We start from the raw sequence: 26989 nt of genomic DNA, 5'->3' as shown, positions 1-26989 counted from the left end.
GTCCTTTCCCTTTGACTTTGCAGGAGCACTTCATGTCGACCAACTTGACCCGTGAGCAACAAATCGCCGCCCTCGAAAAAGACTGGGCCGAAAATCCCCGTTGGAAGGGCATCAAGCGCAGCTACACCGCCGCTGACGTGGTTCGTCTGCGTGGCTCGATCAAGATCGAACACACCCTGGCTCAGCGCGGCGCCGAGAAGCTGTGGAATCTGGTCAACACCGAGCCCTTCGTCAATTCGCTGGGCGCCTTGACCGGCAACCAGGCCATGCAGCAAGTCAAGGCCGGCCTGAAGGCCATCTACCTGTCTGGCTGGCAAGTGGCTGGCGACGCCAACAGCAATGGCGAGATGTACCCTGACCAGTCCCTGTACTCGGTGGACTCGGTGCCCAAGGTCGTCAAGAAGATCAATGCCACCTTCAAGCGCGCTGACGAAATTCAGTGGAGCGAAGGCAAGAACGACACCGACTACTTCGCGCCCATCGTGGCCGATGCCGAAGCCGGTTTCGGCGGCGTGCTGAACGCCTTCGAACTGATGAAGTCCATGATCGAAGCCGGCGCCGCAGGCGTTCACTTCGAAGACCAATTGGCCGCGGCCAAGAAGTGCGGCCACATGGGCGGCAAGGTGCTGGTGCCTACCCGTGAAGCCGTTGCCAAGCTCAACGCTGCACGTTTGGCCGCTGACGTGATGGGCACGCCCACCGTGCTGTTGGCTCGTACCGATGCCGAAGCCGGCGACCTGGTCACCAGCGATATCGACGACAACGACAAGCCTTTCTGCACCGGCGAGCGCACGGTGGAAGGTTTCTTCCGTACCCGCAACGGTCTGGAGCAAGCCATCAGCCGCGGCCTGGCCTACGCCGAAGTGGCCGACATGATCTGGTGCGAAACCGGCAAGCCAGACCTGGCTTTCGCCAAGGCCTTCGCTGACGCGATTCACGCCAAGTTCCCCGGCAAGCTGCTGGCCTACAACTGCTCGCCTTCCTTCAACTGGAAGAAGAACCTGGACGACGCGACCATCGCCAAGTTCCAGCGCGAGCTGGGCGCCATGGGTTACAAGTTCCAGTTCATCACCCTGGCCGGCTTCCACAGCCTGAACTACTCGATGTTCAACCTGGCCTACGGCTACGCTCGCAACAATATGAGCGCCTTCGTGGAGCTGCAAGAAGCCGAATTCGCCGCCGCCGAGCGTGGCTTCACCGCGGTGAAGCATCAGCGTGAAGTGGGTACCGGTTACTTCGACGCTGTCACCACCACCATCGAGCGCGATGCCTCGACGGGCGCCCTGAAGGGCTCAACCGAAGACGAACAGTTCTTCGACAAGAAGCACGGCTAAATCGAACAGCGCGCTGCGCTGAGTTAGCCTCGAAAGCCCGGCTCTGCCGGGCTTTTTTCATGCCTGAATCAGACTGAACTTGAGTGGCGGGCCTACAGCGATTGCGCCAACATGACCAGGTAGTCGGCTCGGCTGGCCAGACGAGGATTGGTCTTGTGGCAATGGTCCTGCATGGCCCCGTCAATCACGCGTTCGAACAAGTCAGGCCCCACGCCCAATGCGGCCAGCCCGGTAGGCAGGCCCAGGCGCTGATTCATCGCCACGATGGCTTGGGCAAGCGCTTCGCCATCTGGCCCACAGTGCGGCAAGCCCATGGCCTGGGCCATGCGATTGAATCGGTCTTCGGCCTGCATGCTGGGTGCGGCGGCATTGAAACGAATCACAGCCGGCAGGAACACCGCATTGAGTGTGCCGTGATGCAAGCGGGGCTCAAGGCCACCCAGTGAATGGCTGAGCGAATGCACGCAACCCAGGCCTTTTTGAAAGGCCATGGCGCCTTGCATGCTGCAGCTCATCATCTGCCAGCGCGCATCCCGATCCTGCTGTCCCGCGTGTGTGGCGCGCTCGATATGGGACCAGCCATGGCGCAGGCCGTCAAGAGCAATGCCATCCGCCGGCGGATTGACCGCGGCCGACATAAAGGTCTCCATGCAATGTGCGATGGCGTCCATGCCGGTGGCAGCCGTCAAGCCCGGCGGCAGACCCAGGGTCAGGGCCGGGTCACAAATGGCGGCCTTGGGCAGCAGGACCCAGTTGTGAAAACCAAGCTTGCGGCCGTCGTCCACGATCAGAATGGCGCCGCGTGCCACCTCGCTGCCGGTGCCGGCCGTGGTGGGCACGGCGATGACGGGCAGCACGCTGTCGGTGATCAAGGCACTGCCGCCCTCGATGGTGGCGTAGGTTTTCAAGGGTCCCTCGTGGGTGGCCGCAATCGCCACCGCCTTGGCCAGATCCATGCTGGAGCCACCGCCAATGGCCACCAGGCCATCGCAGCGCTCACGTCGCAGCATCTCCACGGCCAGGCGCGCGGCCGCTTCGGTGGGGTTGCTGGGGGTCAGGTCAAACACAGGAGGCGGCGTAGGCCCCCATGCGGCCATGGCTTGCGCAAGAACCCCCGCGTCGCGCACGCCGGCATCGCTGATGATCAGCGGCCGCAACATGCCCACGCGCAGGCATTCCTGGGGCAGCAGGGCGCAGGCGCCGAAGTCGATGTGGATCTGGGTCAGGTATTGGATCAAAGCCATCTTGCGTCGTCCTTGTCGTGAGGTCTGGCACACTGCCCCAAGCCTAATGGATCTGAATGATCTGAGCGAACTCAGTGACCGGAATGATGGAGAGCTTTTTTTGAGCAGCAGTTTGTTAACCCCCCGCATGGCCGGTGTGTTGGACCGGATACAGCGGGCCAAACGCCCGGCGTTTCACAGCCTGAGCCCGCAGCAGGCCCGCATTGCTTATTTGATGGGCGCAGAGATTCTTGACCTGCCGCGCGCCGCGCTGCCCCGCGTGGAAGATTTCAATATCCCGGGCCCGACCGGTGATTTGGCCGCGCGGCTCTACGCCAGCAGCAGTGCGTCGGGATTGCCCGTCATGCTTTATCTGCACGGCGGCGGTTTCACCATCGGCAGCCTGGAAACGCATGACAGCTTGTGCCGCCAACTCGCTCTGCGCAGTGGCGCTGCCGTTGTGTCACTGGACTACCGCTTGGCACCCGAGCACCCCTTTCCCGCCGCGGTGGACGACGCCTGGGCCGCCTTGCAATGGCTGGCCGCGAACGCTGGCAGTCTGGGCCTGGACGGCAGCCGGCTGGCCGTGGGTGGCGACAGTGCTGGCGGCACGCTGGCGGCGGTCTGCGCCTTGCTGGCGCGTGACAAGGGCCTGCCCCTGGCCTTGCAATTGCTGATCACACCGGGCACGGCCGCCCACGCCGACACGCCTTCGCACAAATTCTTCGGCCAGGGCTTTTTGTTAGACGCCGCCGCCATTGCCTGGTTCTTTGACCACTACATCGGTTACCACCACCGGCGCGACTGGCGCTTCGCACCGCTGGAAGCACCCAACCACAGCGACCTGGCGCCTGCTGCCATTTTGCTGGCCGAGTGCGACCCGCTGGTGGACGAAGGCCTGGCCTACGGTGACCTGCTGCGCGCCAATGGCAATGCGGTGCAGCTGGAATTGGTGCGCGGCGTGACCCATGACTTCATCAAGATGGGCCGCGCCATTCCCGAAGCTTTGAGCGCGCAGGACTTCTGCACGACAGCCATGCGGGAAGCCCTGAATCCGCCTTCGCCCCACGATCAACCCCCGCCCCAGAGAACCGTATGAAACGCCAAGACTTCCGCTTCGCTGAACCCCTGCGCGTGCGCTGGGCCGAGATCGATGCCCAGCAAATCGTCTTCAACGCCCATTACCTCAGCTATTTCGACCTCGCCGTGGGCGGCTACTGGCGAGCCATGGCCTTGCCCTATGTCGACACCATGGCCGCGCTGCAAGGCGATTTATTCGTGCGCAAGGCAACGGTGGAATATCTAGGCTCGGCCCGTTATGACGATCAACTCAACATCGGCGTGCGCTGTGAGCGCATCGGCAATAGCTCGATGCAGGTGATTGCGGCGGTGTTCCGGGGCGAAGAGCTGCTGGTGCACGGAGAGTTGGTCTACGTTTTCGCCGACCCCAAGACCCAGCAGCCGCGCAGCATTCCAGCGGACTTGCGCGCCGTGATCAATGGCTTCGAGGCGGGTGAGGCCGTCGTCACCGTGCAAGAAGGCGCCTGGGATGAATTGGGTGAGGCTGCGGCAGCGATCCGCCAAACCGTGTTCGTGCAAGAACAGAAGATCCCCGCGGAAATGGAATGGGACGCGGCCGACGCTACTTGCCTGCACGCCGTGGCTTACAACCGCATGGGCCGCGCGCTGGCCACCGGTCGCTTGCTGGAGCATGTGCCGGGTGTCGCCAAGATCGGCCGCATGGCCGTGCTGCCGCAGGTGCGCGGCAGCGGCGTGGGCCGTGCGGTGCTCGAAGCCTTGATGTTGCGCGGCAAGGCCCTGGGCTACCGCGAGGTGATCCTGCATGCCCAGCTCTCAGCGGCCGGTTTCTACACCCGCGCCGGTTTTGTGCAGCGCGGCCCGCAGTTTGAGGAAGCGGGCATTGGCCATGTGGAGATGGTCAGGCTGCTGTGAACCTGCCATGGCGCGCGAGCCTTACTTCAGCAGCGGCTTGAAGCGCTCCAGATGGCGCGCACCCTGGATAAAGGGCCGCAGGGCGGCAGCGACCTGCGCCTCGGCGGCGGACTGATCGCTGCTGCCGCTGTTGTAGATCTCCATCCAGGTTTGCATGCCCGGCGAGCCCTGCGCCTCGTCCTGGCGGCACAGCATACGCGGCGCGGCTACCCCCAAGTTCAAGGCCTCAAAGGCTGCCAAGGCCGCGCCGACATCGTCGGTGCGGACCTTGTAGTAGAGATACAGCTCGTCCATCAAACCTCGGAGTTGAGCGGAATCTCGTAGGGCAGGGCGCGATGCGTCAGCAGCGGGCCGCTGGCCGCGCCCAGGTGCAGCGTGCCTTCTTCCAAGGCGGCGATCTTGATTTCCGCCAGCAGCACGCTGTGGCCCGCGCGGCTGGCCACATTGGCCACCAAGCCGGCCGGTTGCTCGGGGTCCAGGCTGTGGAAGATTTCCTGCCCCGGCTTGGCCTCAGCCGAGCCGTCCGCCAACTCAAACAAATGGGTGCGGCGCTTGAGCGTGCCGCGGTATTGGCTGCGCGCCACCACTTCCTGGCCGGGGTAACAGCCCTTTTTGAAGTTGACGCCGTCCAGCAATTCCAGATTGATCATCTGCGGCACAAAGGCTTCCGCCGTGGCGCTGCCCACCCAGGCCAGGCCGCTTTGCACTTGCAGCCAGTTCCAATCCGCCATGTCCAGTGCGGCCAGGGCAGGCGCGGCGGCGTCCGAGGCTTGGGCCAGCAGATAGCGGGGGCTGCTGGCACCGGCATCGGCGCCGCTCTCCGGCAGACGAATCAAGGTGGCACCAGTGGCCGTGACTTGCTTGCCCCATCGCGCTGACGGGCCGGCCTGCTCGGGCAATTCACCCAGCACACCCCATAGGGCTTGCTCGGCCGTGGCATCGCTGAGCTTGCACTTGGCGCGCAGCACAAACATGCTCAGGCGCTTGAGAATGGGCGGCAAAAGCTCCAGGGGCAAGGCCAGATAAATGGTCTCCGGCCCGGCTTTCCAGCCGATCAGATTGGCCATCAAGCGGCCTTTTGCGCTGCAAAAACCGGCCAGGCGGGCCTGGTCTTCTTTCAAAAGCTCGAAGTCCTGGGTCAGCTGGCCGTGCAGAAACTTGGCCGCTTCCGGCCCTTCGGCGCGGATCAGGCCCCAGTCTGAAAGGCGCAGAGCGCCCGCGCTTGGAATAAATGCTTGGGGGGTGGCGATCGTAGTCATGGCCTTGATTATCATCAGCGCCCGGCTTCCTCGGTGAAGCCCCGAACATTGAACAGACAAAGGCTAGGGATGATGAAGTGGCTTGGACGATTGCTGCTGATGGTGGTGGCGATCGCGGCGCTGGCCTCGGCTTGGGCCTGGTGGTGGCTGGACCAGCCGCTGGAATTGGCCACGCCAACGGTGGAGTTGTCCATCGAGCCCGGCACCCCGCCGCGTGAGGTGGCGCAAGCCTGGGTGAACGCCGGCGTGCAAGCCGATGGGCGGCTGCTCTACCAATGGTTCCGCTGGTCCGGCCAATCGCGCCAGATCCGCGCCGGCAGCTACGAGGTTCACCAAGGCGCCACACCGCGTGAGTTGCTGGCCAAGATGGTGCGCGGCGACGAGGTGCTGGAGCAATTGCGCTTGATCGAGGGCTGGACCTTCGGTCAAGTGCGCGCCGCCCTGGCCAAGTCCCCCGCGCTCAAGCCCAGCACGGCTGGTCTTAGCGATGCGGAACTGATGGCCGCCTTGGGCCAGCCGGGTCTGGCGCCCGAGGGTCGCTTCTTCCCCGACACCTATGCCTACAGCCGCGGCGTGAGTGACCTCACCGTGCTCAAGCGCGCCTTCAAGGCCATGCAAAAGCAGTTGGACCTGGCCTGGCAGGGCCGCAGCGAGGGCTTGCCGCTGAAGAGTGCCGATGAGGCGCTGATCCTGGCTTCCATCGTGGAAAAGGAAACCGGCGCAGCCGCAGACCGCAGCCTGGTGGCCTCCGTCTTCGTCAACCGCCTGCGCATCGGCATGCCTTTGCAGACCGACCCAACGGTGATTTACGGCTTAGGCACGAGTTTCGATGGCAATTTGCGCAAGCACCATTTGCAAACTGACACGCCGTTTAACACCTACACCCGCGGCGGCTTGCCGCCCACCCCGATCGCCATGCCCGGCAAGGCCTCGTTGCAGGCCGCTTTGCATCCGGCGCAAAGCAAGGCCTTGTACTTTGTGGCGCGGGGCGACGGCAGCAGCCAATTCAGTGAAGACCTGGCCGCGCATAATCGCGCCGTCAACAAATACCAGCGCGGCAAGTGAACAAGACCAGCAGATTCATCACCTTTGAAGGCATAGACGGCGCGGGCAAATCCACCCACATCGCCCGCCTGGGCGAGCGCCTGAGCGCGCGTGGCGCCAGCGTGCTCAATACCCGCGAGCCGGGCGGCACGCCCTTGGCCGAGACCCTGCGAGGCCTGTTCCTGCACAGCGGCATGGACGGTTTGACCGAAGCGCTGCTGGTCTTCGCCGGTCGCCGTGACCATCTTCGCCAGGTGATTGAGCCAGCCCTGCAAGCCGGACAAACCGTTTTGTGCGACCGTTTCACCGACGCCACCTTCGCCTACCAAGGCGGCGGCCGAGGCATGGACTTAGACGTGCTGGCCACGCTGGAGCAATGGGTGCAAGAAGGCCGCCAGCCCGATCTGACCTTCTGGTTCGATCTGCCTGCTGAACAAGCTGCGCAACGCCGCGCCGCAGCGCGCGAAGCTGACCGATTCGAGCAACAAGACCTCGACTTTTTCAATAAGGTGCGCGCTGGTTATGCCGCTCGGGCGGCGCAATCGCCCGAACGCTTCGCGCGTATCGACGCCAGCTTGACGGTGGCCGAAGTGGCCGCGCAAATCGAAGCGGTGCTGGAGGCACGAGGATGGTAGGCCCCGATCAGCAGCTTCCATTGCCCTGGCTGGCGCGGCCCCTGAGCCAGGCGCTGGCGACGGCGCGCTCCCACGCCTTGCTGGTGCAAGGCCCGGCAGGGGTGGGGCAGTTCGACCTGGCCATGCTGCTGGGCCAGGCTTGGCTGTGCGAAACCCCGCTGCAGGACGCGGGCCGCCAAGGCTGGGCCTGTGGCAATTGCGCGAGCTGCCATTTGTTTCAATCGCACACCCACCCCGATTTCATGCTGCTGCTGCCCGAGGCCTTGCGCGAGCAGCTCGGTTGGGTGGCCGACAGCGAGGCGCCGGTCAAGGAATCCAAAACCAAGCCCAGCCGCGAAATCAAGGTGGACGCCGTGCGCGCCATGCTCAGCTTCGCGCAAGCCACCTCGGCACGCGGGCGCGCCAAGGTGGTGGTGGTCTACCCGGCCGAGGCGCTCAATACCGTGGCCGCCAATGCTTTACTGAAGACGCTGGAAGAACCTGCCGGCGTGCTGCGCTTTGTGCTGGCCAGCACCGCGCCGGAAGCGCTGTTGCCGACCATCCGCAGCCGCTGCCAGCCCGTGCCATTGGCCTTGCCCGACACCGCGCCCAGCCTGCAGTGGCTCAAGGCCCAAGGGGTGGAAGGCCCGGAGATTTTGCTGGCCGCGGCCGGTGGCCGCCCGCAGGAAGCCCGTGACTGGTTCGAGGCCGGCTTGCGCGCCAGCGCCTGGCAGCAACTGCCGCAGCGCCTGGCTCGTGGTGAAGTGGCCCTGGGCGATTGGCCGCAGCCCCGCGCCATCGACGCCTTGCAGCGCCTGTGCCACGACTTGCTGCGCTTGGCGCATGGTGCGGCACCGAGCTACTTCCCGGCCGACTCCTTGCCCAAGCCCAAACTGGCGGCGCCGTTGCATGCCTGGGAAGCGCAACTGCGCCGTGCCGCCCGGCATGCCGAGCATCCGCTGAACGCGGGCCTGTTGATGGAATCCTTGTTCGCCCAGGGCCAGCAGGCCTTGCGCGAGGCCATGCCGCGCCGGGGCTGAAAGCTCAGCCTTCGCTACACTTGCCGCCATGAGCGAAACCATTCCGTCACCCGCAGCGCCGGCCGCTGCCGGGGCCTTGTCAGCCAGCGGCCCGCGGCCCAGCGTGATCCAGCTGGTGTTCCGGGAAAAAGGCGCCCTGTACGCCGCCTATATGCCCATGTTCACCGACGGCGGCTTGTTTGTGCCCACGCCGCGTGAGTACCGCCTGGGCGAAGATGTCTACTTGCTGCTGGCCTTGCCCGAGGACCCGCAGCGCTACCCGGTCGCGGGCAAAGTGGCCTGGCTGACGCCGCCCAATGCATCGGGCGGCCGCACCCAAGGCATTGGCGTTCGTTTTCCGGCGGATGAGAAGAGCCGCTTGATCAAGCTGAAGATCGAAGAGATTCTGGGCACCCTGATTTCCTCCACCAAGCCGACTCAGACGCTTTGAGCGCTTGTTGCCGCCTCGTCTTGTCGCTTGGCTCTCCCTGACACCCTGATCGCCTAACCCGCCAAGCCCACGGTCTTGGCCCCGCCATGTTCATCGATTCCCATTGCCATCTGAGCTTCCCCGAGTTGCACGCGCAACTGCCCGAGATCTTGCAAGCCATGCAGGCCGCGCAAGTCGAGCAGGCCATCTGCATCTGCACCACGATGGAAGAATTTCCCCAGGTGCTGGGCTTGGCCACCGCGCACGAGCAGCTTTGGGCCTCGGTGGGTGTGCATCCCGACAACGAGGATGTGCATGAGCCCAGCGTGGATGAACTGGTCAGGGCAGCGAGCAGTAGCGCCAAGATTGTGGCCATCGGCGAAACCGGATTGGACTACTACCGCCTGAACGGCCGCAGCATCGAGGCCGATATGGGCTGGCAGCGCGAGCGTTTCCGCACGCACATCCGCGCCGCCAAGCTCGTGGGCAAACCGCTGGTGATTCACACCCGTAGCAGCGCCGCCGATACCTTGAAGGTGCTGGACGAGGAGGGCGGTGAGCAAGCCGGTGGCGTGTTCCACTGTTTCACCGAAACGGTGGACATCGCTCTGGCGGCCATCGAGCGCGGCTTCTACATCTCTTTTTCCGGCATCCTGAGCTTCAAGAATGCCCAGGCCCTGCGCGATGTGGCAGCCGCCCTGCCGCTGGAGCGCTTGCTGATCGAGACCGACAGCCCTTATCTCGCCCCCGTGCCTTATCGCGGGCGCACCAACAGCCCCGCTTATGTGCCTCATGTGGCAGCGGCATTGGCGGAGGTGAAGGGCGTGTCTGTGGCGGAGCTGGCCGCGCAAACCACGGCCAATTGCCGGCGTCTCTTTTCTCTGCCCTGAACCTTCGAGCTCCACCATGCTGCGTCACTTCAAGCCCGTTCTTGTTTCCTGCCTGCTGCTGAGCGCAATGGGTGCATGCCGAGCCGCACCCATCGATGATTTGGTGCTGGCCGCCGAGCTGGACGATGGCAGGGCAATCAGCCAAATGGTGGCCGCTGGCGTCGACCCTAACGCGCTGGACGCACGTGGGCGCAATGCACTCGCCATCGCCATCAAAGAAGACTCCGACAAGGCCGTCAAGAGTCTGCTGGCCGCCCCCACGCTAGCCCTGAATGCGCGCAGCAAGAACGGTGAAACGCCCTTGATGCTGGCCGCCATCAAGGGCCGGCTGGACTGGGTGCAAGCCATGGTCAAGCGCGGTGCGCCCATCAACCAAGAGGGCTGGACGCCGCTTCACTATGCCTGTAGCGGCCCGGACAACGGCGTGGCCGCCTGGCTGATCAGCCAGGGTGCGGAGATCAACGCGCGCTCGCCCAACGGCAGCACACCGCTGATGCTGGCGGCCGGCTACGGCGCGCTTGACCTGACCCCCGTGCTGCTCAAGGCCGGCGCCGATGTGTCGCTGCGCAATCAACAGGGCATGAACGCCGCCGACTTCGCGCGCAAAGCCGATCGCGAGCGGGTTTTGAAGCAGCTTGAGGCCGCCACCAAGCGCTGAAACGCCGTAGCCGCTGCTGACAGCGGCCTAGGACTTTGCCTGACAAAGCCTTTGGCAGCGGGCCGACTAGGCCAGGCCGAGCGGGCTCTCTACAGTCACTTACATCTTGAAACCGTAAGTCCTGAGGAGAAACATCATGCTGAGCCCCGCACTTGTCAGCCCCTTCGCCATGTTGCTGAACCCGGAAATCGTGTTGCAAGCCATGGAAGATTCGCACCGTCTGAATCATCTGCACAGCCGCGTCTACCGCCCCCTTGACAAGCCGCTGATTCCACGCGGCAAGTTGCAGGCCTTGGCCGCGCTGGCCGATTTGGCTGAGTTTGACCGCCTGGTCGATGAAGCCACCGAGCCTGCCATCGCCGACAGCGATGTCGATGGCCTGGTTGACTTCGGCCTGCCCAGCTGAAGGTTTTTTCCTCTGGGGCCTGAGCCCAGAGGCTTGGATGCGTTCCAATGCCGGTTCCCTCAAGGAGCTAGGCATATGAACACATCGATTCCCTTGCAGACCCATCTTCCTCAAGCAAGCCGCTTGGTGCTTGGCTGTATGGGCTTGGGCGGGGGCTGGGACCAAACGCCGATTGGCGAAGCCGATATTGCCAAAGCGCATGCGGCGGTGGAAGCCGCACTTGAGATCGGCATCACCCTGTTCGATCACGCCGACATCTACACCCGCGGCAAGGCCGAGCAATGCATGGGTGAGCTGTTCAAACGTCAACCCTCGCTGCGCCAGCGCCTGCTGCTGCAATCCAAATGCGGCATTCGCTTCGCCGATGCCAGTGGCCCCGGTCGCTATGACCTGAGTGCCGAGCACATAGCACGCAGCGTCGACGGCATTCTGCAGCGCTTGCAGATTGAGACGATGGAGATCTTGATGCTGCATCGCCCCGACCCGCTGATGCAGGCCGATGAGGTGGCCGCCGCCTTCAGCCGGCTGCGCGCGGCCGGCAAAGTGCAGCACCTGGCCGTCTCCAATATGCAAGCCGCGCAAATGCGCCAGCTGAGTGCTAGTCTGGATCAGCCCTTACTGGCCAACCAGCTGGAAATGAGTTTGGGCAAGCTGGACTGGCTGGAAGCCGGCAGCTGCTTCAATGACCCGCAGCTGCGCCAGCAAGCTTATGCGCTCAATTGGCCCGAGACGCTGGCCTATTGCCAGGCCCATCATGTTCAGCTGCAAGCCTGGGGTTCCTTGGCCAAGGGCCTGTTCAGCGGCGCGGCCTTGCCCAAGGGCGATGACGCTGCCGCATCTGCTGTGCGCCGCTGTGCGGAGTTAGTGCAAGAACTGGCGCATGCGCATCAGGTCTCACGCGAAGGCATCGTTCTGGCTTGGTTGATGAAACATCCGGCCGGGATTCAGCCTGTCATCGGCAGCAGCGATCCGGCGCGGATCCATGCTTGCGCCGACGCATTGAAGATTGAACTCAGCCGTGAAGACTGGTATCGCCTGTATCTGGCGGCACGGGGTCAGGCCTTGCCGTAAACGGCGCTGGGCCAAGAGGAGGAGGGCGCAGGCAAGCGAGCGAACATGGCATTCCTCGCCGAATTTACGCCCTAGCCAACATCCTCTACAGGGATGAATCGCTGGCGCAACAGGGCAGGAATCCCAATTCGGGCGGACTATTCAAGCCCAATCAGGTGCCATATAGTGGGTCGCGTCCTGGACGTTTGTGAACAAGGCTGTCCGACCTATGTCATTCGCCCATTCGACCGGCAAGCTCAGCACCCAGTGCCCGTACTGCGAGCACGTTAGCCCCGAAGGCTCGAAGTTCTGCAATGAATGCGGCGCGGCTCTGCATTTGCGGCCCTGTGCGCACTGTGGGGCTCTGAATGACGTCAGCTTGGTCGAGGCCTGTGGCCGTTGCGGCGAGTCCTTTTCGGCGCCAAGCGCGCCATCCGAACCGGAACCAACCGCCACTGCTGGCGGTGCCGCCGGTGCAGACCTAGTTTCACTCGAAGCTGAAATGCCGGGGCAACCCTCGCCCCAACATTTCGATGCGCCTGGCCCTCGGGAAGATGAGCCCAGCCTCCAACCCACGGCGTTGAGCAAGTCGTCCCAACCTAGCTGGCGGGCAGCGTTGGCATTGCTGGTCCTGATCATCGGCGGCGGCACCGTCTTTTTGATCAATCGGCAGCCCGCGGCCTCAGCGTCAGCGCAAGGCACTTCAGCGGTGGCCCAGCCGGCCGCCATTAGCCCAGCCATCGACACAGCAGACAAAGAGGTGAGGGCGCCAGTCTTCCCAAACGGCCAGCCCAATACTCAGCCCGGCGAGCCCGTGGCGGCCAACATCACTCCATCACCAAGTGTTGAAGCAAGCACACTGCCAGCGGTGCTTCCTGCCTCGCCGCGCAACGCTGACTCGGCCGAAGCAGTGGCCGCAACGCCAGCATCCGCTCCGGCGCAGCGGCGCCGTCCTGGTCTTGTCTCAAGCAATAGTGTGCAGCCTTCCCCAAGCATCCCAAGCATCCCCAGCAGAGCCGCCTTGCCCTCAGCGCCCACCAGCGCTGGCCCGATTGAGGCTATCGGCTTGAGCAGTAACGGCCGGCCGAGCTATCCGATCGCCCCGCCTAAACCAGCCAAGATCGGCGCTTGTACCGAGGCGGTTGCTGCGCTCGGCCTATGCACTACACCCGAAGTTCCAACTCAAAGGTAAGCCTGCTATGCACACATTGGACTTAACTCCCGGGCGAATTGGCGCCTTCGCTAGGTGTTTGCTTGCCAGTGGCATGGCCCTGTTGGCCGCGCTGATCATGCCTGAGCGTGCAATGGCCGCGGCCGAGTACAAGATCGTCACGGCGTCCGACAAAGGTACTTACTACGCCATCGGCAAAGACCTGGCCAAGTTCGTGGCGCCCGACGCTGATGTGCAGTTGGAAGTGATGGCCACTTCAGGCTCGGCCGCCAACGTCAAGCTGCTGCGCTACGAGCCAGGAGTCAAGCTGGCCGTCGTGCAGGCCGATGTGTTTCAAGCCTTTGTCGACCGCGCTGGCAGCGGCAATAACGAGGCGGCTGCCATGGTCAGGCCTTTGCGGGTGATCTTGCCGCTCTACAACACCGAGATCCATTACATCGTGCGGGCCGATTCACCTCTCAACTACATCCACGACATCAAGGATGCCAAGATCAACGGTGGTCTGGTGGGCAGCGGCGCGGCGCTGATCACCCACACGCTCTACCGCATGATGTTCAGCGGGCCGATGCCGGAGGCACAGGCCAGCTTCATGTCCAATGAAGAGGCGCTGGTCAAGCTGATCTCCGACAAATCGGTCGATGTGGTGGTGGTCGCCGCCGGCCAGCCCGCGCCGCTAATCGCCAATATGCGGCCCGAAGCGCAGAAGTTCATCAAGCTGCTGAAGTTTGACCCCGACCATCCCGCCAGCAAGACCGCCTTGGGTACCTATACGCCAGCCAAGATGCTGGCCGCCAGCTATCCCAATCTGCTGAGCGAAGACTTCACCACCATCTCGGTGGGCGCCTTTTTGGTCACCTATGACTACAACCTGAAGGACACCATCTCGCACATGGCCCGGTTCGGCCGCTCGCTCTGCCAGAACTTCTCACGCCTGCAAGCAGACGGCCACCCGAAATGGCGTGAGGTCAGCCTGAAGCTGCCGGAGCTTGGCAATGGCTGGACCTATTTCGGGCCCACCGCACGCGAATTGCGCGCTTGCAACGTCGTTATGAAGAAGCGGTGTTCGGCGGAGGAACGCATCTTGGGCCTGTGCAATTGAGTTGCTTGCCAATGGGCTAAGCCGGCTGATAGCCACTCGCCAAGGCTTTTGAGTTGGGCGCTTCTGTTTTGTCTGCCCCGCACAAGGCATTGAAAATGACGCCAGCATTGGTCGACCTTTTAGCAACTGCCCGAACGGGAGCTTTTGTGACGGGCCTTACCCAGGGCCACCTTGCTCAGGCAAGACTTCGCTTTCGCGAATAGGTTTACCTTGAGGGCGGGCAAGCCGGCGGAGCGGCGTTGAACACTTAGCTAGCCTTGGGAAACAAGCTCCTCAGGCACTTCGGTTAAGGATGGGTGCCCAAACACCTGATTTGGAGCGAGAAAGTTGCTGGCGAACCTGGGCGCTTACATGACTGCCTCGGCCCGGCATTTCCTTGCTACGTTGGAACGCTGCCCTCAAGTGCGTTTCAGCGCACGTTTCATGCCGAGTGTTTCCCATTCAGACCTGTCTCTGTTGGCGCAAGCTGCTACTTCTGGACCGTATTGCGACGGTCGTCTGCTGCGTCGATTAGAAAGACGCTCCTCACCAACGCGATGGAAAGTTTCGTCATCGTCATGGTGGACGCAGCTCTCAGCTCAAGTGCGTGTTGAGCACTTCCACTTTGGCGCATTGATGCCTTTACGGGTGGCAGCGTTCATCGCGTCGCCTGCAGGCCCGTCGAATCCGATATTGCTCTCCCTCGGTTTGGTGCTTGCCCGTTCATGGCTGTCACGATCTTCTTGCGCAGCATGCACAATCCCAGCCACGCCCACGCTTTCATACACCGCAATGCCGATCCATGATTGACGAGTCGCGCCTGCAGGCCCTGGTCCGAATGGACGTGGCGCAGCGCCTGCGCAGCAATGATCTGAGCCTGACCGTGGGCAATTTCGTGCTGGCGTTACTGGTTGCGGGCAGCCTGCACAAGGCAGCGCCGCCGGCTTGGGTGGCCTGCTGGCTAGGCTTGCAGTTCGTCAACATGGCCTTTCACCTCTGGCTGGGCCTGCGCTGGTTGCGCAGCCCGCTGACGATCAGCAATGCGCCGCTCTGGCTGCGTCGGGTGACGCGCACCTCAGGGATCAACGGTTTGCTGTGGCTGGTGGCGATTCATCTCTTTTGGCTTGGTGGCAGCGATGCACAGCGCATGTTGCTATGGGCTTGGATGATAGGCATCAGTTCGGCTGCGCTGCATTCGCTGCATGCCTACTTGCCGGCCTATTTCGCCATGGTGGGGCCGGTTTTGCTGGGGCTGTTGTTGGCCGTGCTGGTGCACGGCGCGATTGACACCTGGGCCGTCTTGGCCGTGCTGCTACTCGGCGCCACGCTCTACATTCACTTTGCCGTTTCCCTGCGGCGCTTGCTGTGGGACTCGTTGCGCCAAGCCCATCAGCTCGCTCATCTGAGCGAAAGCTTGAAGCAGGAGAAGGACCTGGCCGTCAAACTGAGCCAGTCGCGCAGCCGCTTCCTAGCCGCTGCCAGCCATGATCTGCGCCAGCCCGTGCATGCGCTCTCGCTGTTTGTCGGCGCGTTGAAGCAAAACTCTAATCCGGCGCAGTCAGCGCAGATATTGCAGCATGTGAGCAGTGCCGTTGATGCCATGGGGGCCATGTTCAACGCCTTGTTGGACATTTCCAAGCTGGACGCCGAGCAGCTGCAACCGCAGTGGCAGACGGTGGATTTGCGCGCGCTGCTGACCCGTATGTCGGCCGACCACAGCCTGCAAGCACAGGCCAAGGGACTGCGCTTTGTTTGCGATCTTCCACCTTCTGAAGGGGCACAGGCCTCACCGGCGTCAAAGGCGTCACAGGCGGCGCTGACGGTGCGCAGCGACCCAGCTTTGCTGGAACGGGTGCTGCGCAATCTGCTCTCCAATGCGCTGCGTTACACCGCGCAGGGCGGCGTGCTGCTGCGGGCCCGCCAGCGGCACGGCCGCATTGAACTTCTAGTGGCAGACAGCGGGGTGGGCATTGCCAGGGCGCGCCGCGCCGAGGTGTTTGATGAATTCGTGCAACTGCATGAGTCGGGTCAAGGCCTCGGCCTGGGGCTGGCGATTGTTCATCGCCTGTCTGGCCTGCTGGGCCTGAGGCTGCGCTTGCGCTCTCGGCCGGGCCGGGGAAGCTTGTTCACGCTCATGCTGGCGCCGCACGACGAGGGGGCGGCTGCAGCGCCAAGCCCGCTCGCACAGCCCCAGTTAGGTGGGGAGTTGGTCATCGTGCTCGATGAAAGCGCCGAGATTCGGCAGGCCATGAGCACCTTGCTGTCGGCCTGGGGCCTGGGCGTCATCAGCGCCTCCAATGTGGACGAGCTGATGCCGCAGCTGATGGACGTGAGCGCTGTGCCGCGCTTGCTGCTGTGCGACTACCGCTTGGGCGGCGGCTACACCGGCAGCGGCGCGATTGCACGGCTCCGCGAACTGTTCAACAGCGATATCCCGGCCGTGCTGCTCAGCGGCGACACCAGCGCCGCACGCACAGAGGAGGCGCTGGAGCAGGGTCTGACTCTGCTACAAAAGCCGCTCACGCAAGTGCAGTTGCGCGCGGCAGTTACCCAGGCTTTGCGGCCTATTCAACCGCCTATCGCGATCAGTACGACATCGTCTGACTGACCATGCCGGCCGCCCGGGCTGCCTCCACGGCCTGCAGGCGGTGCACCACACCCAGGGCTTTGAAGATGGCCGATACGTGGCCCTTGACAGTCTTCTCCTCCATGCCCAACTCGCGCGCAATTTCCTTGTTGGATTTGCTATTGCACAGCTCTTGCAAGACTTCGCGTTGGCGTGGCGTCAAGCCGTCCAGGCTGGGCTCGGCCGGGCCGGCGTCAGGCGCCATGGCCATCAGTGGCGGCACATAGATCTCACCGCCCAGCACCAGCGTTAGCGCCGCCAGCAGGGTGGCTGGACTGGCGGACTTGGGGCAATAGCCTCGTGCGCCGGCTTTGAGTACGCGGCGCACATCGGCAGGGTCCTCCGACGATGACAGCACCAAGCTGGGCAGCAGCGGATGGTGGCGTTTGAGTTGCTCCAGCAAGGCCATGCCCGCCATGCCGGCCATACGCAGATCCAGCAGCACGGCGTCCACATCGGGGTGCTGGGCCAGGCAGTCCATGGCGGCGATTCCGTCGTTGGCTTCCAGGATCAGCTCGGGCGCTCCCAGGCTTTGCAACGCGGCGACGACACCGGCACGCACCAGGGGGTGGTCATCGACGAGCAAGAGTTTCATGCGGCTCACTCTAGCAGCCGACGCAGGGGCTGAGTAGGTCCCGAGACCAAGTCTTGGGTCCAAGGTCCGATTGTGCGAGCAGTTGCGAGATTTGAAACTTGCGCTCGTTGAAGCCAAGCAGGCAGACCCTGCCCATTCAATGCAGCGCCCGAGCCACTCCACCACGCGCAAGAGCACAGGTATTGGCACAGGCACGCGTGCCACCAATCAAGCAGTTTCTATCCAGGGAGTCGACATGAACAAGCCAACATTGCACCTTCGTCATTCAACCAGGGCCACCGGCTTGCCGCGCCCATTGCCGCTGTGCTTGGCCATCGCCGCCCTGTGCAGCACGGGCCTCGCCGAAGCCAGAGACTTGGTCTGGGCAGGCGGCAACAAAGCAGCCGGTGATCCTGCGGGGTCTAGCCGCATGAGCTTCAACAGCAATTGGCAGGGGCAGAACGTCCAGCCAGCGGAAGGGGACATCCTCCACTTTGGCAATACGAACTGGTTGGTCGTCGTCAATGACCTGGGCTACCGCGTCTACAACCAGATTTCCTTTGAGACCGGTGCGAGTGCCTACACGCTGCAGGGCGTGGGCAACAACATCGGGCTCACCAACGGCATCGTCAACAGAAGCAGCAATAAGCAGGTGTTCGATTGGGGTAACGCAGCGGGCTTCGTCATCAGCGCGAACCAGACCTGGGACGGCGGCACCACCGGCATGACCATCTCAGGTGGCATGGACCAGCAACGTGATCTGACTCTGTCCAACAAGGTGGTCTACAAGAATCTCGACTCCACTTCGATCGGCGACGACCCCAATTCGAACGTCAGCCTGACGATCAATTCCGCCAGCACTTACAGCACCGGGGGCTCCCTCGCCCTCGGCGGCGGCTTCCCATCCAGCAGCGGCACCATCAATGTGCGCGGCTCGGACAGCAGTTTGGTCGTCGGCACAGATCTGAGCCTGGGCGACGTCGGCACCGGCACCTTGCTGATCGACTCCGGCGCCAGCGCCTCCAGCCAGACCGTGAATATGGGAAGAACCGGGACTGCAAAGCTGACGGTGGACGGCGTCAAATCGAGCTTCAGCACTGTCGGCGTGTTGTACAACAACAGCGATGTGATCGTTTCGGGCGGTGGCACCTTCACCGCCACCGGCAATATGGGTCCCGGCTTCGTGCCCAATGTGAACTCCAGCGTCACGGTGAAGGACACAGGCACGCTGTTCAAGGTAGGCATAGGCTTCTATCTGGGCACCAAAGGCAACGGGCTGATGCAGGTCAGCAAGGGCGCCACTGCCGACATCAACAATCTTTTCATAGGAGAAAACGGTACTGGCGGCTTTGGCGTGCTGGAAGCGACAGGACTTGGGTCCACCTTGAAGGCCCAGCGCGTCAGCGGCAATGCAGGCCTCTTGAACGTCTCCAACGGGGCCAAGGTTCAAGTGTCGGATTGGATGACGATGGGGCAGGCAGGAGACTCCAGCTTCGTGGCTGCGGTGGGGGGCAGCGGCGCGCTTTTGAGCGTTACCAACACCCTCACCGTGGGCTCCGTCGGCGCCGGTCGGCTGGATGTTCTGGGCGGCGGCGTTGTCGATGTCGGGCAACTGGTGATCGGTAATCTTGGCATCGTCAATCTGCAGGGCGGCCTCCTCAAGATGGGGACGGGCAAGATATCCGGCACCTTGAACTGGGAGTCCGGCACGCTCAATTTCAAGTCGAACTACGCCACGGGCGACTTTTTGGGCCACGACATGGTGCTCAGCGCCGGTCAGATCCTCAAAGGTGACGCTCAGATTCGTGTGGGCGCGGGCGATAGCCTCACCTTCGCAGGAGGGGTGCTGCAGGCGCTTGATTTCCAAATGGATGTGAATGCCTCCGCCACTGTGGGCCGCGCCAGCAGCCTGGCGGCTAACACCGTCAAGAACTACGGCCGCCTGAAGCTGGACGGTGGTTCAGTCAGCGGCGCCTTGCTCAATGCCGGCACCATGACCGGCTCGGGCACTATCCGCGCCAACGCGGCTCAGGCGGGCTTCACCAACAGCGGCCGGTTTGACCAGGGTGACTATGTTGAATTGGCCAATTCAGGCAGCAATATCAATACCGGCGTTTGGACCTTGGGCAAGGGCGGCGCCCTGCAGCTGAAGGCAAGCAACCTGAATAACCAGGGCTTGATGAGCATGGCCGGCGCCAGCATCGGCGCTTCTGATGCCACCAGCGTCCTGAGCAATGACGCGAGCGGCACGATCAGCGGCAATGGCGTCATCAGCGCCAAGTTTGCCAACCAGGGCAGCCTGATCGTCGATGGCGGCAAGCTCGCCATCGACAAGAGCTTTGCCAATGGCGGCCAGATCCTCTTGACTTCGCCCATTGCCAGCCTGAGTGGCGGGGCGATCGACAACACGGGCCGCATCGAAGGTCTCGGCCAGATCGGTAATGCGATCAACAACCAAGGCTTTGTCAGCGCCAAGGGCGGCACCTTGACGCTCGCCGCTGCGGTGAGCAATAGCGGTACGCTGACCGTGGGCCGCGACGCGACCCTGCTCCTGACCCAGGGCCTGCAGCCGAACACGGGCAAGATCCAACTCGCCGGCGGCAGCTTCGACAACAATGGCAAGGCCCTGCTCAATCAGGCCTCCGGCGTGATCAGCGGTTTTGGTGAAGTGCGCAGCGGCCTGCTCAGCAATAACGGCAAGGTTTTGCTGAGCGGCGGCAACTCGACGATCTACGCTGACGTGCTCAGTACCGCTGCCAGCCAGATCATTCTTTCTGGCAATAGCAACAGCACCTTCTACGGCAATGTGGATGTGCAAAGCGGCGCCGAATTGCGCGTGTCGACCGGCTCGGTCGCGACCTTTTTCGGCACCGTGCAACAGCGCACCGGCGCCAAGTTCAGCGGGGCGGGCGCCAAGCGATTCGAAGGCACGCTGACGGTGGGCGCATCGCCGGGCCTGGGCAGCGATGAGGGCGATGTGGAGTTCGGCGACAGCAGCACCTACCTGGCCGAGATTGGCGGCATCACCGCCTGCACCTTGCGCTGCGGCAGCGATGAGGCGTTCAAGAACAGCAGCTTCGACAAGTACATCGTGGCCGGCAATCTGAGCCTGAACGGCACGCTCAAGCTGACTTCTTGGAACGGCTTTGTGGCGCAAAAGGGCCAGAGCTTCGACCTGCTGGACTGGGGCACGGTGACTGGCACGTTTGCCGACATCGATGCCAGCGGTTTCAAGCTCGCTGCGGGGACGACCTTGGACTACAGCCAGCTCTACACGAGCGGCGAAATCAAGGTGGTGGCCGCTGCCGTGCCCGAGCCCGAGAGCTATGCCTTGATGTTGGCCGGGCTGGTCATGCTGGCTTGGCGCCGCCGCAAGCTGAGCTGAGCTGAGCTGATGCTCAGTTGACGTCCAGGGCCGGCAGCCGGCCCATCCATCCCAGACAACCCTTGCCAGCCAGGAGCTGCCATGCTTTCACTTTCAACAAGCCCTGCCGCGCGCAGGCTGAGCGCGCCCTTGCTGGCGGTACTCAGCCTGGCGCTGCCGGGCGGCGCAGCCATCGCGCAGACCGGCGCGCCAGCCAAGTCAGCCCCATCCACTCAGGCCATCGAGCAAGTCGTCATCAAGCTGCTCAAGAGCCGGCCCGAGCTGGTGCGCGAAGCGCTGGACGAGTTGCAGCGCCGCGAGTTGGCTGGCCATGCCCAGCAGGAAAGCAAGGCCCTCGCCGCTTCTGCCAAAGCCATTGCCGACGCATCTGACGCCACGGTCTTGGGCAACCCGGCCGGCGATGTGACGCTGGTGGAGTTCATCGATTACCACTGCGGCTATTGCAAGAAGCTGGCCCCCAGCATCGAGGCGCTGATCCAGCGCGACGGCCAGTTGCGCGTGCTGGTCAAGCACCTGCCCATTCTGGGGCCAGAGTCGATTGCGGCGGCGCAGCTGGCCTTGTCGGCAGGCCAGGGCAGCACGGCGCAGCAAGTGCACAAGGCCTTGCTGAGCGCTGATGCCATTGACGCCGCCAGCTTGCAGGCCATCAGCCGCCAGTTCGGCCTCAAACCGGTGGACGTGGTGGCAGTGAATCGCCAGCTCGGTGAAGTGCGCGTGCTGTCTGAGCGGCTGGGCATCCAGGGCACGCCGGCCATCGTCGTCGGCGATGTGATGTTCCGTGGGGCCGTCGGCACCGAGCAACTTGCCGCAGCGATAGACGCGGCGCGGCGAGCTCAGTCTGCCAAGTCAGCCAAGGCGGGAAGCAAGCCGGTGGCTGAAATCCGCCGCGTGGCGCGCCCCACTTGATCGACACCCTCTTGCACTCATCGGAGTCATCACCATGAATTGGTTTTCTCGCTTCTTGATCACGCTGCTGGCGACCGGCGCCTTCGCGTCGGCGCACGCCGCTGATACCTCCTACAACGTCGTTGCCAGCAATGGCCAATGCCTGGACAGCAGCGGCGTTCTCAGCCCATGCGGCAAGGCCGAGCAGCGCTTCGTCTTCGGTGCTGACGGCACGGTCTATCTGCCCGGCAGCGACGTCAAGCGCTATTTGCAGGGCAATCTGTTTGCGAGCAAGACGGTCAGCTTCAGCACCGCGCTGTCCACCGGTAACGCCAGCACCTACTGGAGCCGCCCCGGCGGCAATCAACTGCAACTCAGCCAATCCCGGGCGATGTCGGCCATGTGCTTGTCATGGCAGTTGGTGGGCACTGTGAAGCCAGGCGTGCTGAGCGCCGAACTCGCGCTGTGCTCGGCCACGGCAGCCAACCAGAAGTGGAGCTTGGCCAACCCCTTACCCGTCGATTTGGCCGACGCCAGCAAGACCCAGGTCAGGAGCAGCACGCGCAACTGCTTGCAGCAGGTGGATTTCACATCGCCGCTCTCGACCAGCAAGTTGAACGTGTCGGCATGTACGGGGACGGCAAAGAGCGAGTACTTTCGCTTCACCAACCAGGGCGCCATCGTGTTGAATGGCTATTGCCTGACGACATCGGGCGATGCGGGCTCCGCCGTCGGCCTGGGCAGTTGTGGCGAGACCGGTGTGCCGCCCGCAGCCAACCAAAAGTGGACGCGTGGCAGCAACTCGAGCATTAAGTCAGCCAGTGGCCTGTGCCTCACTCAAAAAGGGGCCGGTGTCGACCTTCAGACCTGCGATGCCGGCAATATGTCCCAGTACTGGAGCACCAGCAGCATCGTGGCAAGCACCTGGCCGCAGGGCGTGCCCGACAAGCCCACCACCTATGTGCCGGGCCAGAAGTTGAGTAATGGCCAGGTCAATACGATCGTCAACTGGATCCAGCGCGAAACCTCGATCAGCAGCACCCCGTTTTGCTACAAAACTGCGGCCTACGACCGTGGTGCCGGCATCTTGCCCGCTTGCGCCGACGGCCAGTACCAAGACGGCGCCTTGTGCTACAGCAACTGCCGCAGCGGCTACCACCCGGTTGGCTCGGTGTGCTGGAGCAACCAGGCCTTGTCCTACCAGCCCGGCAACCGTTGCACGGCACGTGACGCCTTGGGTACCTGCTGGGCCTGGAAGATGAACGATTGCAAGGACGGCTATACCAGCGACCGCATCGCCACCTGCTGGCTCAACAAGGCCTCCTATCAGAACGGTGCCGGCAGCCTGCTGAAGTCCTGCAACTCCAATCGCGTGCTGCAGGCCGGCCTGTGCTACGTCAAGCCGCGCGATGGTTACCAGTGCAACGTCACCAATTGCAACCAGCGCTGCGCCGCGGGCATTGCCGATTGTGGTGCGGCGGCCTGCGCCAGCAATGCCAACCAGTGCGTCAACACCATCAGCAATATGGTGGTCAGCTCGGCCATGATGATAGGCAGCTTTGCCACAGCGGGCGCCATCAACGAGGCCAAGAAAGGGGTGATGGCCGCCAAGGATATCTACCAAGCAGCCAAGACGGCCGATGAACTGGCGACGGCCCTGCTACTGCTTTCGAATGACATCAATAACTTCCTGAACCTGGCCGAGAACGATCTGGCGTCCATTTCCAGCGCCGACATCGCGGCCCAGATCGCCGCCAGGTACCCACCCAATGCAGAAGGCAGCAAAGCCGACTACAAGCACATTGCGCGGGAATGGGCGGCACGGCAACTGCTGTTCTACATCGCCGACCTGATCAAGGACCTCGACATGATCATCATCACGGCGATCGACCCGACGGGTATTGCCCGCGTCATTGACGCCTTTGCCAAGCCGCCTTGCATGGACCACACGCCGATGCCCTAATGTTGGCGTGGAGTCGGCGGCGACCGGTGCTAGGAGCCTGGAAGTTGAGCGCCCTTCGCGCCCAGCACCAAGCACCACGCCGCCGACACCCTCACCAAGGCGACGCGCGTCTTGCTGTTTGACAATCGGGTCACACGCATGACACGCGGTGCAGCAGTCGGCAACGACAAAAGCAAGTGGGATCTTTCAAGGCTGGCCGTAGCGGGTACCCATCCATTTGGCACCGTGGCGGAGAGGCGCCGCCCGGTCCTCTTGCGCCTCGCGGGAAGCCGTCAACGCGACGTCACCCGGTTAACTCCGCGTTGCCGTTCAGGTTTGCTGCAGCTCACCTCGCCAAGTTGTACTTCCGCTTTGGATCGATAGCGCGAGTTCGGCGCATTGATGCATCGCACCGTGAATGCAGCAACCGGCTGCGTATGACTGCAACCGCGGCACATCTGCCGGTCGCCAATGCGTCTGGGCTTCAGGCGAGCACCCCGACCAGGTCACTTGACGACGATTCGCCGGGCCTCCAGGCACAATCCAGATGATCTGGATGAACTTGGCGACGGGCCTGCCGGGAATCCCACCTTGAAGAATGGAGCAGCATCAATGGCACTGACGAAGAAGGGCGAGTTCTGGTACGGGACAACGTCGGGCGACACCCAAGCCGAGCTGCGCAGCTACAGCCTTGCGAATCGCCATGAGGCCGTCCGGTTTGCGGCGTCAAAATGCGACTGCGGCTGCCGGACCTTCGCGCTGCAGACCGATGAAGAAGCCGGCGTGGCCATCCGCACCTGCACCGACTGCGGGGAGGAGCACCTGATGGGCGACAGCGCGGACCACCTTGAAGGATCCGTGCCCGAGACGCACGAGTGCGTGTGCGAAAACGAGGTGTTCGAGCTGATGTCCGGCGTCTCCGTGGTCGAGGGCACACATAACGTGCGCTGGTACTACATCGCTTGCCGCTGCGTGGAATGCAATCTGGTCGGGGTCTTCGCAGACTGGAAGTGTGAAGCGGGTGATGCGGCGGCCTTCTTGGCCAAGGTATGAACGGCAGATACCCGCAGAGGCAGGAAAGACGGTCAAGTAGCTGGCAGTCAGCTAGCAACAATTGGAAAATGCAATATCGCGCTGAACTAAGGACTTAGCCAAGTGCCTTTTGTACTTGTCGCTCCGAAACCAACCGTGCGAAGTACAAAATCGGTTGATCATTCAAGCCGAAGACAAAATCCGGAGACGGAAGCTGGTACTTTTCGCTCAGTCCTAAGTGGTGCCACTTTGGCGAGCTCGGGCAAGGGATCGTTTGGGTGAATCGCGGTTCACGCCGAGTCGTTCTGCGATCTGTCTTACCGTAAAGCCCTCATCACGTAATCTTGTGGCAAGTTCAAGCCGCGCAGTGACTTTCGAACGTTGCTTAAGTGCGTAAACTTCTCAATGACAGCCAGTAATTTGCGGCCGAAATTGGATGTTTTCTGGGCGGCCGCAGTCCGAAATTTTGCAGCGATTTCAGAACGACTCTCTCAAGCGCGCTTCAGCGCACGCTGCATCCCGGGTGTTTGCCATTCTGACCTGTCTCGGTTGACGAGCAGCAACTCAAGCTCCGCGTGCTGCGCAACCGTCTGGCGTGCCATCGACGTGCCGCCAAGCATGATGATCGCGCCCAGTCCGTTGACAGTCTCGACATCCCGGGCGAGCAAGTGAACGCTGATCGGCCCTTGGCTAGACTGGCCACTGCGGGGATCCAAAATGTGGTGATGGCGCTCGCCCTTATGCAGGAAGAACCGTTCGTAGTCGCCACTGGCCGCCAGCACGCCTTGACCACTCAATGGCAGGACACCCAAGAGTCGATCTGAACGTCGTGGGTCACGTAGCCCAACGCGCCATGGTCGGCCCTGCCAGCTGCCGCTGTACAGCACGTCACCGCCGCCGTTGATCAAGGCGTTTTCGATGCCGTTCTCTTGAAGCCGGCGCAAGCCGGCCGCGAGAATGGGAAGCTTGGCGACGCCGCCCAAATCGAGGGCGGCGCCCTTGTGAAGCAGGGCGGCAGTGCCAGCTAACGGGTCGATCCGAAGTCCCTTGGCGCCAACCCGGCTCAATTCATTCGCCAGTTGCTGTGATTCCGGGACCTGGCCCAAATTGCCAACTTCAAACTGCCAGCTCTTGAGGCTGCCAACAGTCATGTCGAAGAGTCCGTTCGACTCCCGATGAAGGCGCTGCCCTTGCTGAAGCGCGGCCATCAACTCTGGCGGTACCGCCACAGCGTGCAGGCCCGCTGCGCGATTGACGGCGCTGAGTGCACTGGCTGGGTCGTAGCGACTCATCATGGCGCTGAGACGCGCCATTTCTTGGTAAGCACTCTCCACTGCAAAGACCAGGCGTGCGGCATCTGGACCTTCGACGGCAATGTCGACCTGAGTGCCGAGTAGGGCGCGTGAGTCACGCCGCTGCTGCAATGAAGGCAAAGCGCTCGATTGAGCAACGCCCAAGCCAGCCAGACCCAGCAGGGGAACAAGCGACATCAACTGGCGCCGTTTCAGACCAGCTGCTTTCAAGGGCTTTGTGCTCACGCTAGGCCCCTCACTTCGACAGCGACACCATATGGTCAACAGCTGCCTTCACCTCATCGTCACTCAAGGTGCTGCCACCACCTCGAGGGGGCATCATGCCTTTGGCGCCGGTGAAGCCTTCGATGGCGTGCTTGTACAAAGTCTCGTTGCCCTGGGCGATGCGAGGGCCCCAGTCGGCCTTGTCACCAGGCTTGGGGGCACCGGCCACGCCTGCGGCATGGCACATGGCGCAGGTCTTGCCAAACACCGACTTGCCCAGCGCGTTTTCGGGCGCGGTGCTGGCGGGGGTAGGTGCTGCTGCCACGGTCGTGCTGGCTGCTGGCGCCGCGGTGTTGGCCGCTGAGTCGCCTTCCTTCTGGCCGCAGGCGGCCAGGGAGAGCAGGGCGGCCGCAGAGACACCGACGGCGAATGACTTGCAAATGAGGCGCATGGTTTTCATGTCAATCAGCTTTCGAATAGGAGTTTTCGGCGCGATTCTAGGAAGCCGATGCCGGCCTTAATAGGGGCGAATTTGTTTATTTGCGACCTTCCTGGGCTTATTTGAATTCCTTAACTTGGTTCAAGGCGGGGCGCAGGGCGAGTGGAAAGAATCCGGCAACTTCTTCAAGAGCAATAGCCCACCTCTAAGCCATGCCTAACTACCCATTCAATCGCTGCCTGCGAGCCTGGGTCTTGGCGTGCCTGCTGGCTGCATTGGGCGTTGCCACTGCGGCGCCATTGATGTATGCAGGCCAGCTTGATTGGGTTTGCTCAGCAAGCGGACAGGCCAAGCTGGTGCAAGTCGGCGGTGATGCCGATGCGCAATCGGACGCAGCACTGCACGCCTCCGGCACCCTGCAGTGCCCTAACTGCTTATTGGGTGGGCCGCTGCCGACTTG

General features: G+C 62.9%; 24 protein-coding genes and 1 pseudogene. 18 read left to right on the top strand and 7 right to left on the bottom strand.

All coding sequences use genetic code 11. From position 1 onward, the window contains the following. Positions 1-32 precede the first annotated feature (32 nt). Positions 33-1334, top strand: a complete 1302-nt coding sequence (gene aceA / locus AT984_RS08420; RefSeq protein WP_442952170.1) for an isocitrate lyase — start codon at positions 33-35, stop codon at positions 1332-1334. Between the two features lie 92 nt (positions 1335-1426). Here the strand turns inward: aceA and AT984_RS08415 are convergent, their stop codons facing one another. Further along, a complete protein-coding gene (locus AT984_RS08415; protein ID WP_058719712.1) occupies positions 1427-2578 on the bottom strand; it encodes an iron-containing alcohol dehydrogenase in 1152 nt (383 codons plus the stop codon). A 127-nt stretch (positions 2579-2705) separates the two neighbouring features. On the opposite strand from AT984_RS08415, the gene AT984_RS08410 reads away from it, so the two are divergent. Further along, on the top strand, positions 2706-3656 hold the full coding sequence (locus tag AT984_RS08410; protein WP_058719711.1) for an alpha/beta hydrolase: 951 nt from the start codon (positions 2706-2708) through the stop codon (positions 3654-3656). Beyond that, a complete protein-coding gene (locus tag AT984_RS08405) occupies positions 3653-4510 on the top strand; it encodes a YbgC/FadM family acyl-CoA thioesterase (protein WP_058719710.1) in 858 nt (285 codons plus the stop codon). The genes AT984_RS08410 and AT984_RS08405 overlap by 4 nt, the downstream gene beginning before the upstream one ends. A gap of 21 nt (positions 4511-4531) precedes the next feature. Here AT984_RS08405 and AT984_RS08400 read toward each other — a convergent pair whose 3' ends face one another. After that, on the bottom strand, positions 4532-4804 hold the full coding sequence (locus AT984_RS08400) for a DUF4936 family protein (protein WP_058719709.1): 273 nt from the start codon (positions 4802-4804) through the stop codon (positions 4532-4534). Beyond that, on the bottom strand, positions 4804-5769 hold the full coding sequence (ygfZ, locus tag AT984_RS08395; protein ID WP_058722180.1) for a CAF17-like 4Fe-4S cluster assembly/insertion protein YgfZ: 966 nt from the start codon (positions 5767-5769) through the stop codon (positions 4804-4806). The genes AT984_RS08400 and ygfZ overlap by 1 nt, the downstream gene beginning before the upstream one ends. Positions 5770-5841: 72 nt before the next feature. Between ygfZ and mltG the strand changes: the two genes are divergently transcribed. The 11 genes from mltG to AT984_RS08345 all read left to right on the top strand — a co-directional run bounded on the left by mltG (position 5842) and on the right by AT984_RS08345 (position 16737). Then, positions 5842-6834: an endolytic transglycosylase MltG gene (gene mltG / locus AT984_RS08390; RefSeq protein WP_058722179.1), complete on the top strand. Its 993-nt coding sequence runs from the start codon at positions 5842-5844 to the stop codon at positions 6832-6834. Beyond that, positions 6831-7448 (top strand): dTMP kinase, encoded by a 618-nt coding sequence (tmk, locus tag AT984_RS08385; protein ID WP_058719708.1) that lies wholly within the window; start codon positions 6831-6833, stop codon positions 7446-7448. Before mltG ends, tmk begins: the two co-directional genes overlap by 4 nt. Further along, positions 7442-8467, top strand: coding sequence for a hypothetical protein (locus AT984_RS08380; RefSeq protein ID WP_058719707.1), 1026 nt, complete (start codon positions 7442-7444; stop codon positions 8465-8467). The genes tmk and AT984_RS08380 overlap by 7 nt, the downstream gene beginning before the upstream one ends. Positions 8468-8495: 28 nt before the next feature. Then, positions 8496-8897, top strand: coding sequence for a PilZ domain-containing protein (locus AT984_RS08375; RefSeq protein WP_058719706.1), 402 nt, complete (start codon positions 8496-8498; stop codon positions 8895-8897). Positions 8898-8983: 86 nt separating this feature from the next. Further along, the gene (locus AT984_RS08370; RefSeq protein WP_058719705.1) at positions 8984-9766 is read left to right on the top strand and encodes a TatD family hydrolase; all 783 of its coding nucleotides are present in this window, start codon (positions 8984-8986) and stop codon (positions 9764-9766) included. Between the two features lie 16 nt (positions 9767-9782). Beyond that, entirely contained in the window at positions 9783-10424 is a 642-nt protein-coding gene (locus AT984_RS08365) for an ankyrin repeat domain-containing protein (protein ID WP_058719704.1), read from the top strand. A 136-nt stretch (positions 10425-10560) separates the two neighbouring features. Continuing rightward, complete coding sequence (locus tag AT984_RS08360; protein WP_058719703.1) at positions 10561-10830, top strand: hypothetical protein; 270 nt, start codon at positions 10561-10563, stop codon at positions 10828-10830. A gap of 75 nt (positions 10831-10905) precedes the next feature. After that, the gene (locus tag AT984_RS08355) at positions 10906-11901 is read left to right on the top strand and encodes an aldo/keto reductase (RefSeq protein ID WP_058719702.1); all 996 of its coding nucleotides are present in this window, start codon (positions 10906-10908) and stop codon (positions 11899-11901) included. Positions 11902-12109: 208 nt separating this feature from the next. Then, positions 12110-13072 carry a double zinc ribbon domain-containing protein gene (locus AT984_RS23955; protein WP_156421950.1) on the top strand — a complete coding sequence of 321 codons (963 nt, stop codon included), beginning with the start codon at positions 12110-12112 and terminating at the stop codon, positions 13070-13072. A gap of 7 nt (positions 13073-13079) precedes the next feature. Beyond that, entirely contained in the window at positions 13080-14150 is a 1071-nt protein-coding gene (locus AT984_RS08350; RefSeq protein WP_058719701.1) for a TAXI family TRAP transporter solute-binding subunit, read from the top strand. A 781-nt stretch (positions 14151-14931) separates the two neighbouring features. Beyond that, positions 14932-16737, top strand: a complete 1806-nt coding sequence (locus tag AT984_RS08345) for an ATP-binding response regulator (protein WP_058719700.1) — start codon at positions 14932-14934, stop codon at positions 16735-16737. Here the strand turns inward: AT984_RS08345 and AT984_RS08340 are convergent. Next, on the bottom strand, positions 16715-17350 hold the full coding sequence (locus tag AT984_RS08340; RefSeq protein WP_058719699.1) for a response regulator transcription factor: 636 nt from the start codon (positions 17348-17350) through the stop codon (positions 16715-16717). The two genes, AT984_RS08345 and AT984_RS08340, sit on opposite strands and share 23 nt — an antisense overlap. 283 nt (positions 17351-17633) lie before the next feature. Here AT984_RS08340 and AT984_RS08335 point away from each other — a divergent pair, with 283 nt between their 5' ends. From AT984_RS08335 to AT984_RS08320, 4 genes are all read left to right on the top strand, one after another. After that, complete coding sequence (locus AT984_RS08335; protein WP_197418282.1) at positions 17634-20714, top strand: PEP-CTERM sorting domain-containing protein; 3081 nt, start codon at positions 17634-17636, stop codon at positions 20712-20714. A gap of 81 nt (positions 20715-20795) precedes the next feature. Continuing rightward, the gene (locus AT984_RS08330) at positions 20796-21620 is read left to right on the top strand and encodes a DsbA family protein (protein WP_082679883.1); all 825 of its coding nucleotides are present in this window, start codon (positions 20796-20798) and stop codon (positions 21618-21620) included. 34 nt (positions 21621-21654) lie between these two features. Beyond that, the gene (locus AT984_RS08325) at positions 21655-23562 is read left to right on the top strand and encodes an RICIN domain-containing protein (RefSeq protein ID WP_058719696.1); all 1908 of its coding nucleotides are present in this window, start codon (positions 21655-21657) and stop codon (positions 23560-23562) included. Positions 23563-24153: 591 nt separating this feature from the next. Further along, positions 24154-24594: a hypothetical protein gene (locus tag AT984_RS08320; protein WP_058719695.1), complete on the top strand. Its 441-nt coding sequence runs from the start codon at positions 24154-24156 to the stop codon at positions 24592-24594. A gap of 213 nt (positions 24595-24807) precedes the next feature. Here the strand turns inward: AT984_RS08320 and AT984_RS23950 are convergent. From AT984_RS23950 to AT984_RS08310, 3 genes and pseudogenes are all read right to left on the bottom strand, one after another. Beyond that, positions 24808-24936 (bottom strand): annotated as a pseudogene (locus tag AT984_RS23950) (helix-turn-helix domain-containing protein); the annotation flags it as partial. Positions 24937-25064: 128 nt separating this feature from the next. Then, positions 25065-26111 carry an FAD:protein FMN transferase gene (locus tag AT984_RS08315; RefSeq protein ID WP_231741593.1) on the bottom strand — a complete coding sequence of 349 codons (1047 nt, stop codon included), beginning with the start codon at positions 26109-26111 and terminating at the stop codon, positions 25065-25067. A 10-nt stretch (positions 26112-26121) separates the two neighbouring features. Next, positions 26122-26541 carry a c-type cytochrome gene (locus AT984_RS08310; protein ID WP_058722178.1) on the bottom strand — a complete coding sequence of 140 codons (420 nt, stop codon included), beginning with the start codon at positions 26539-26541 and terminating at the stop codon, positions 26122-26124. Positions 26542-26989 lie beyond the last annotated feature (448 nt).

The organism is Paucibacter sp. KCTC 42545, from assembly GCF_001477625.1.
Lineage (GTDB): Bacteria > Pseudomonadota > Gammaproteobacteria > Burkholderiales > Burkholderiaceae_C > Paucibacter_A.
Note: the sequence above shows the minus strand (reverse complement) of the source record. Positions and strands in the feature narration are given on the sequence as shown.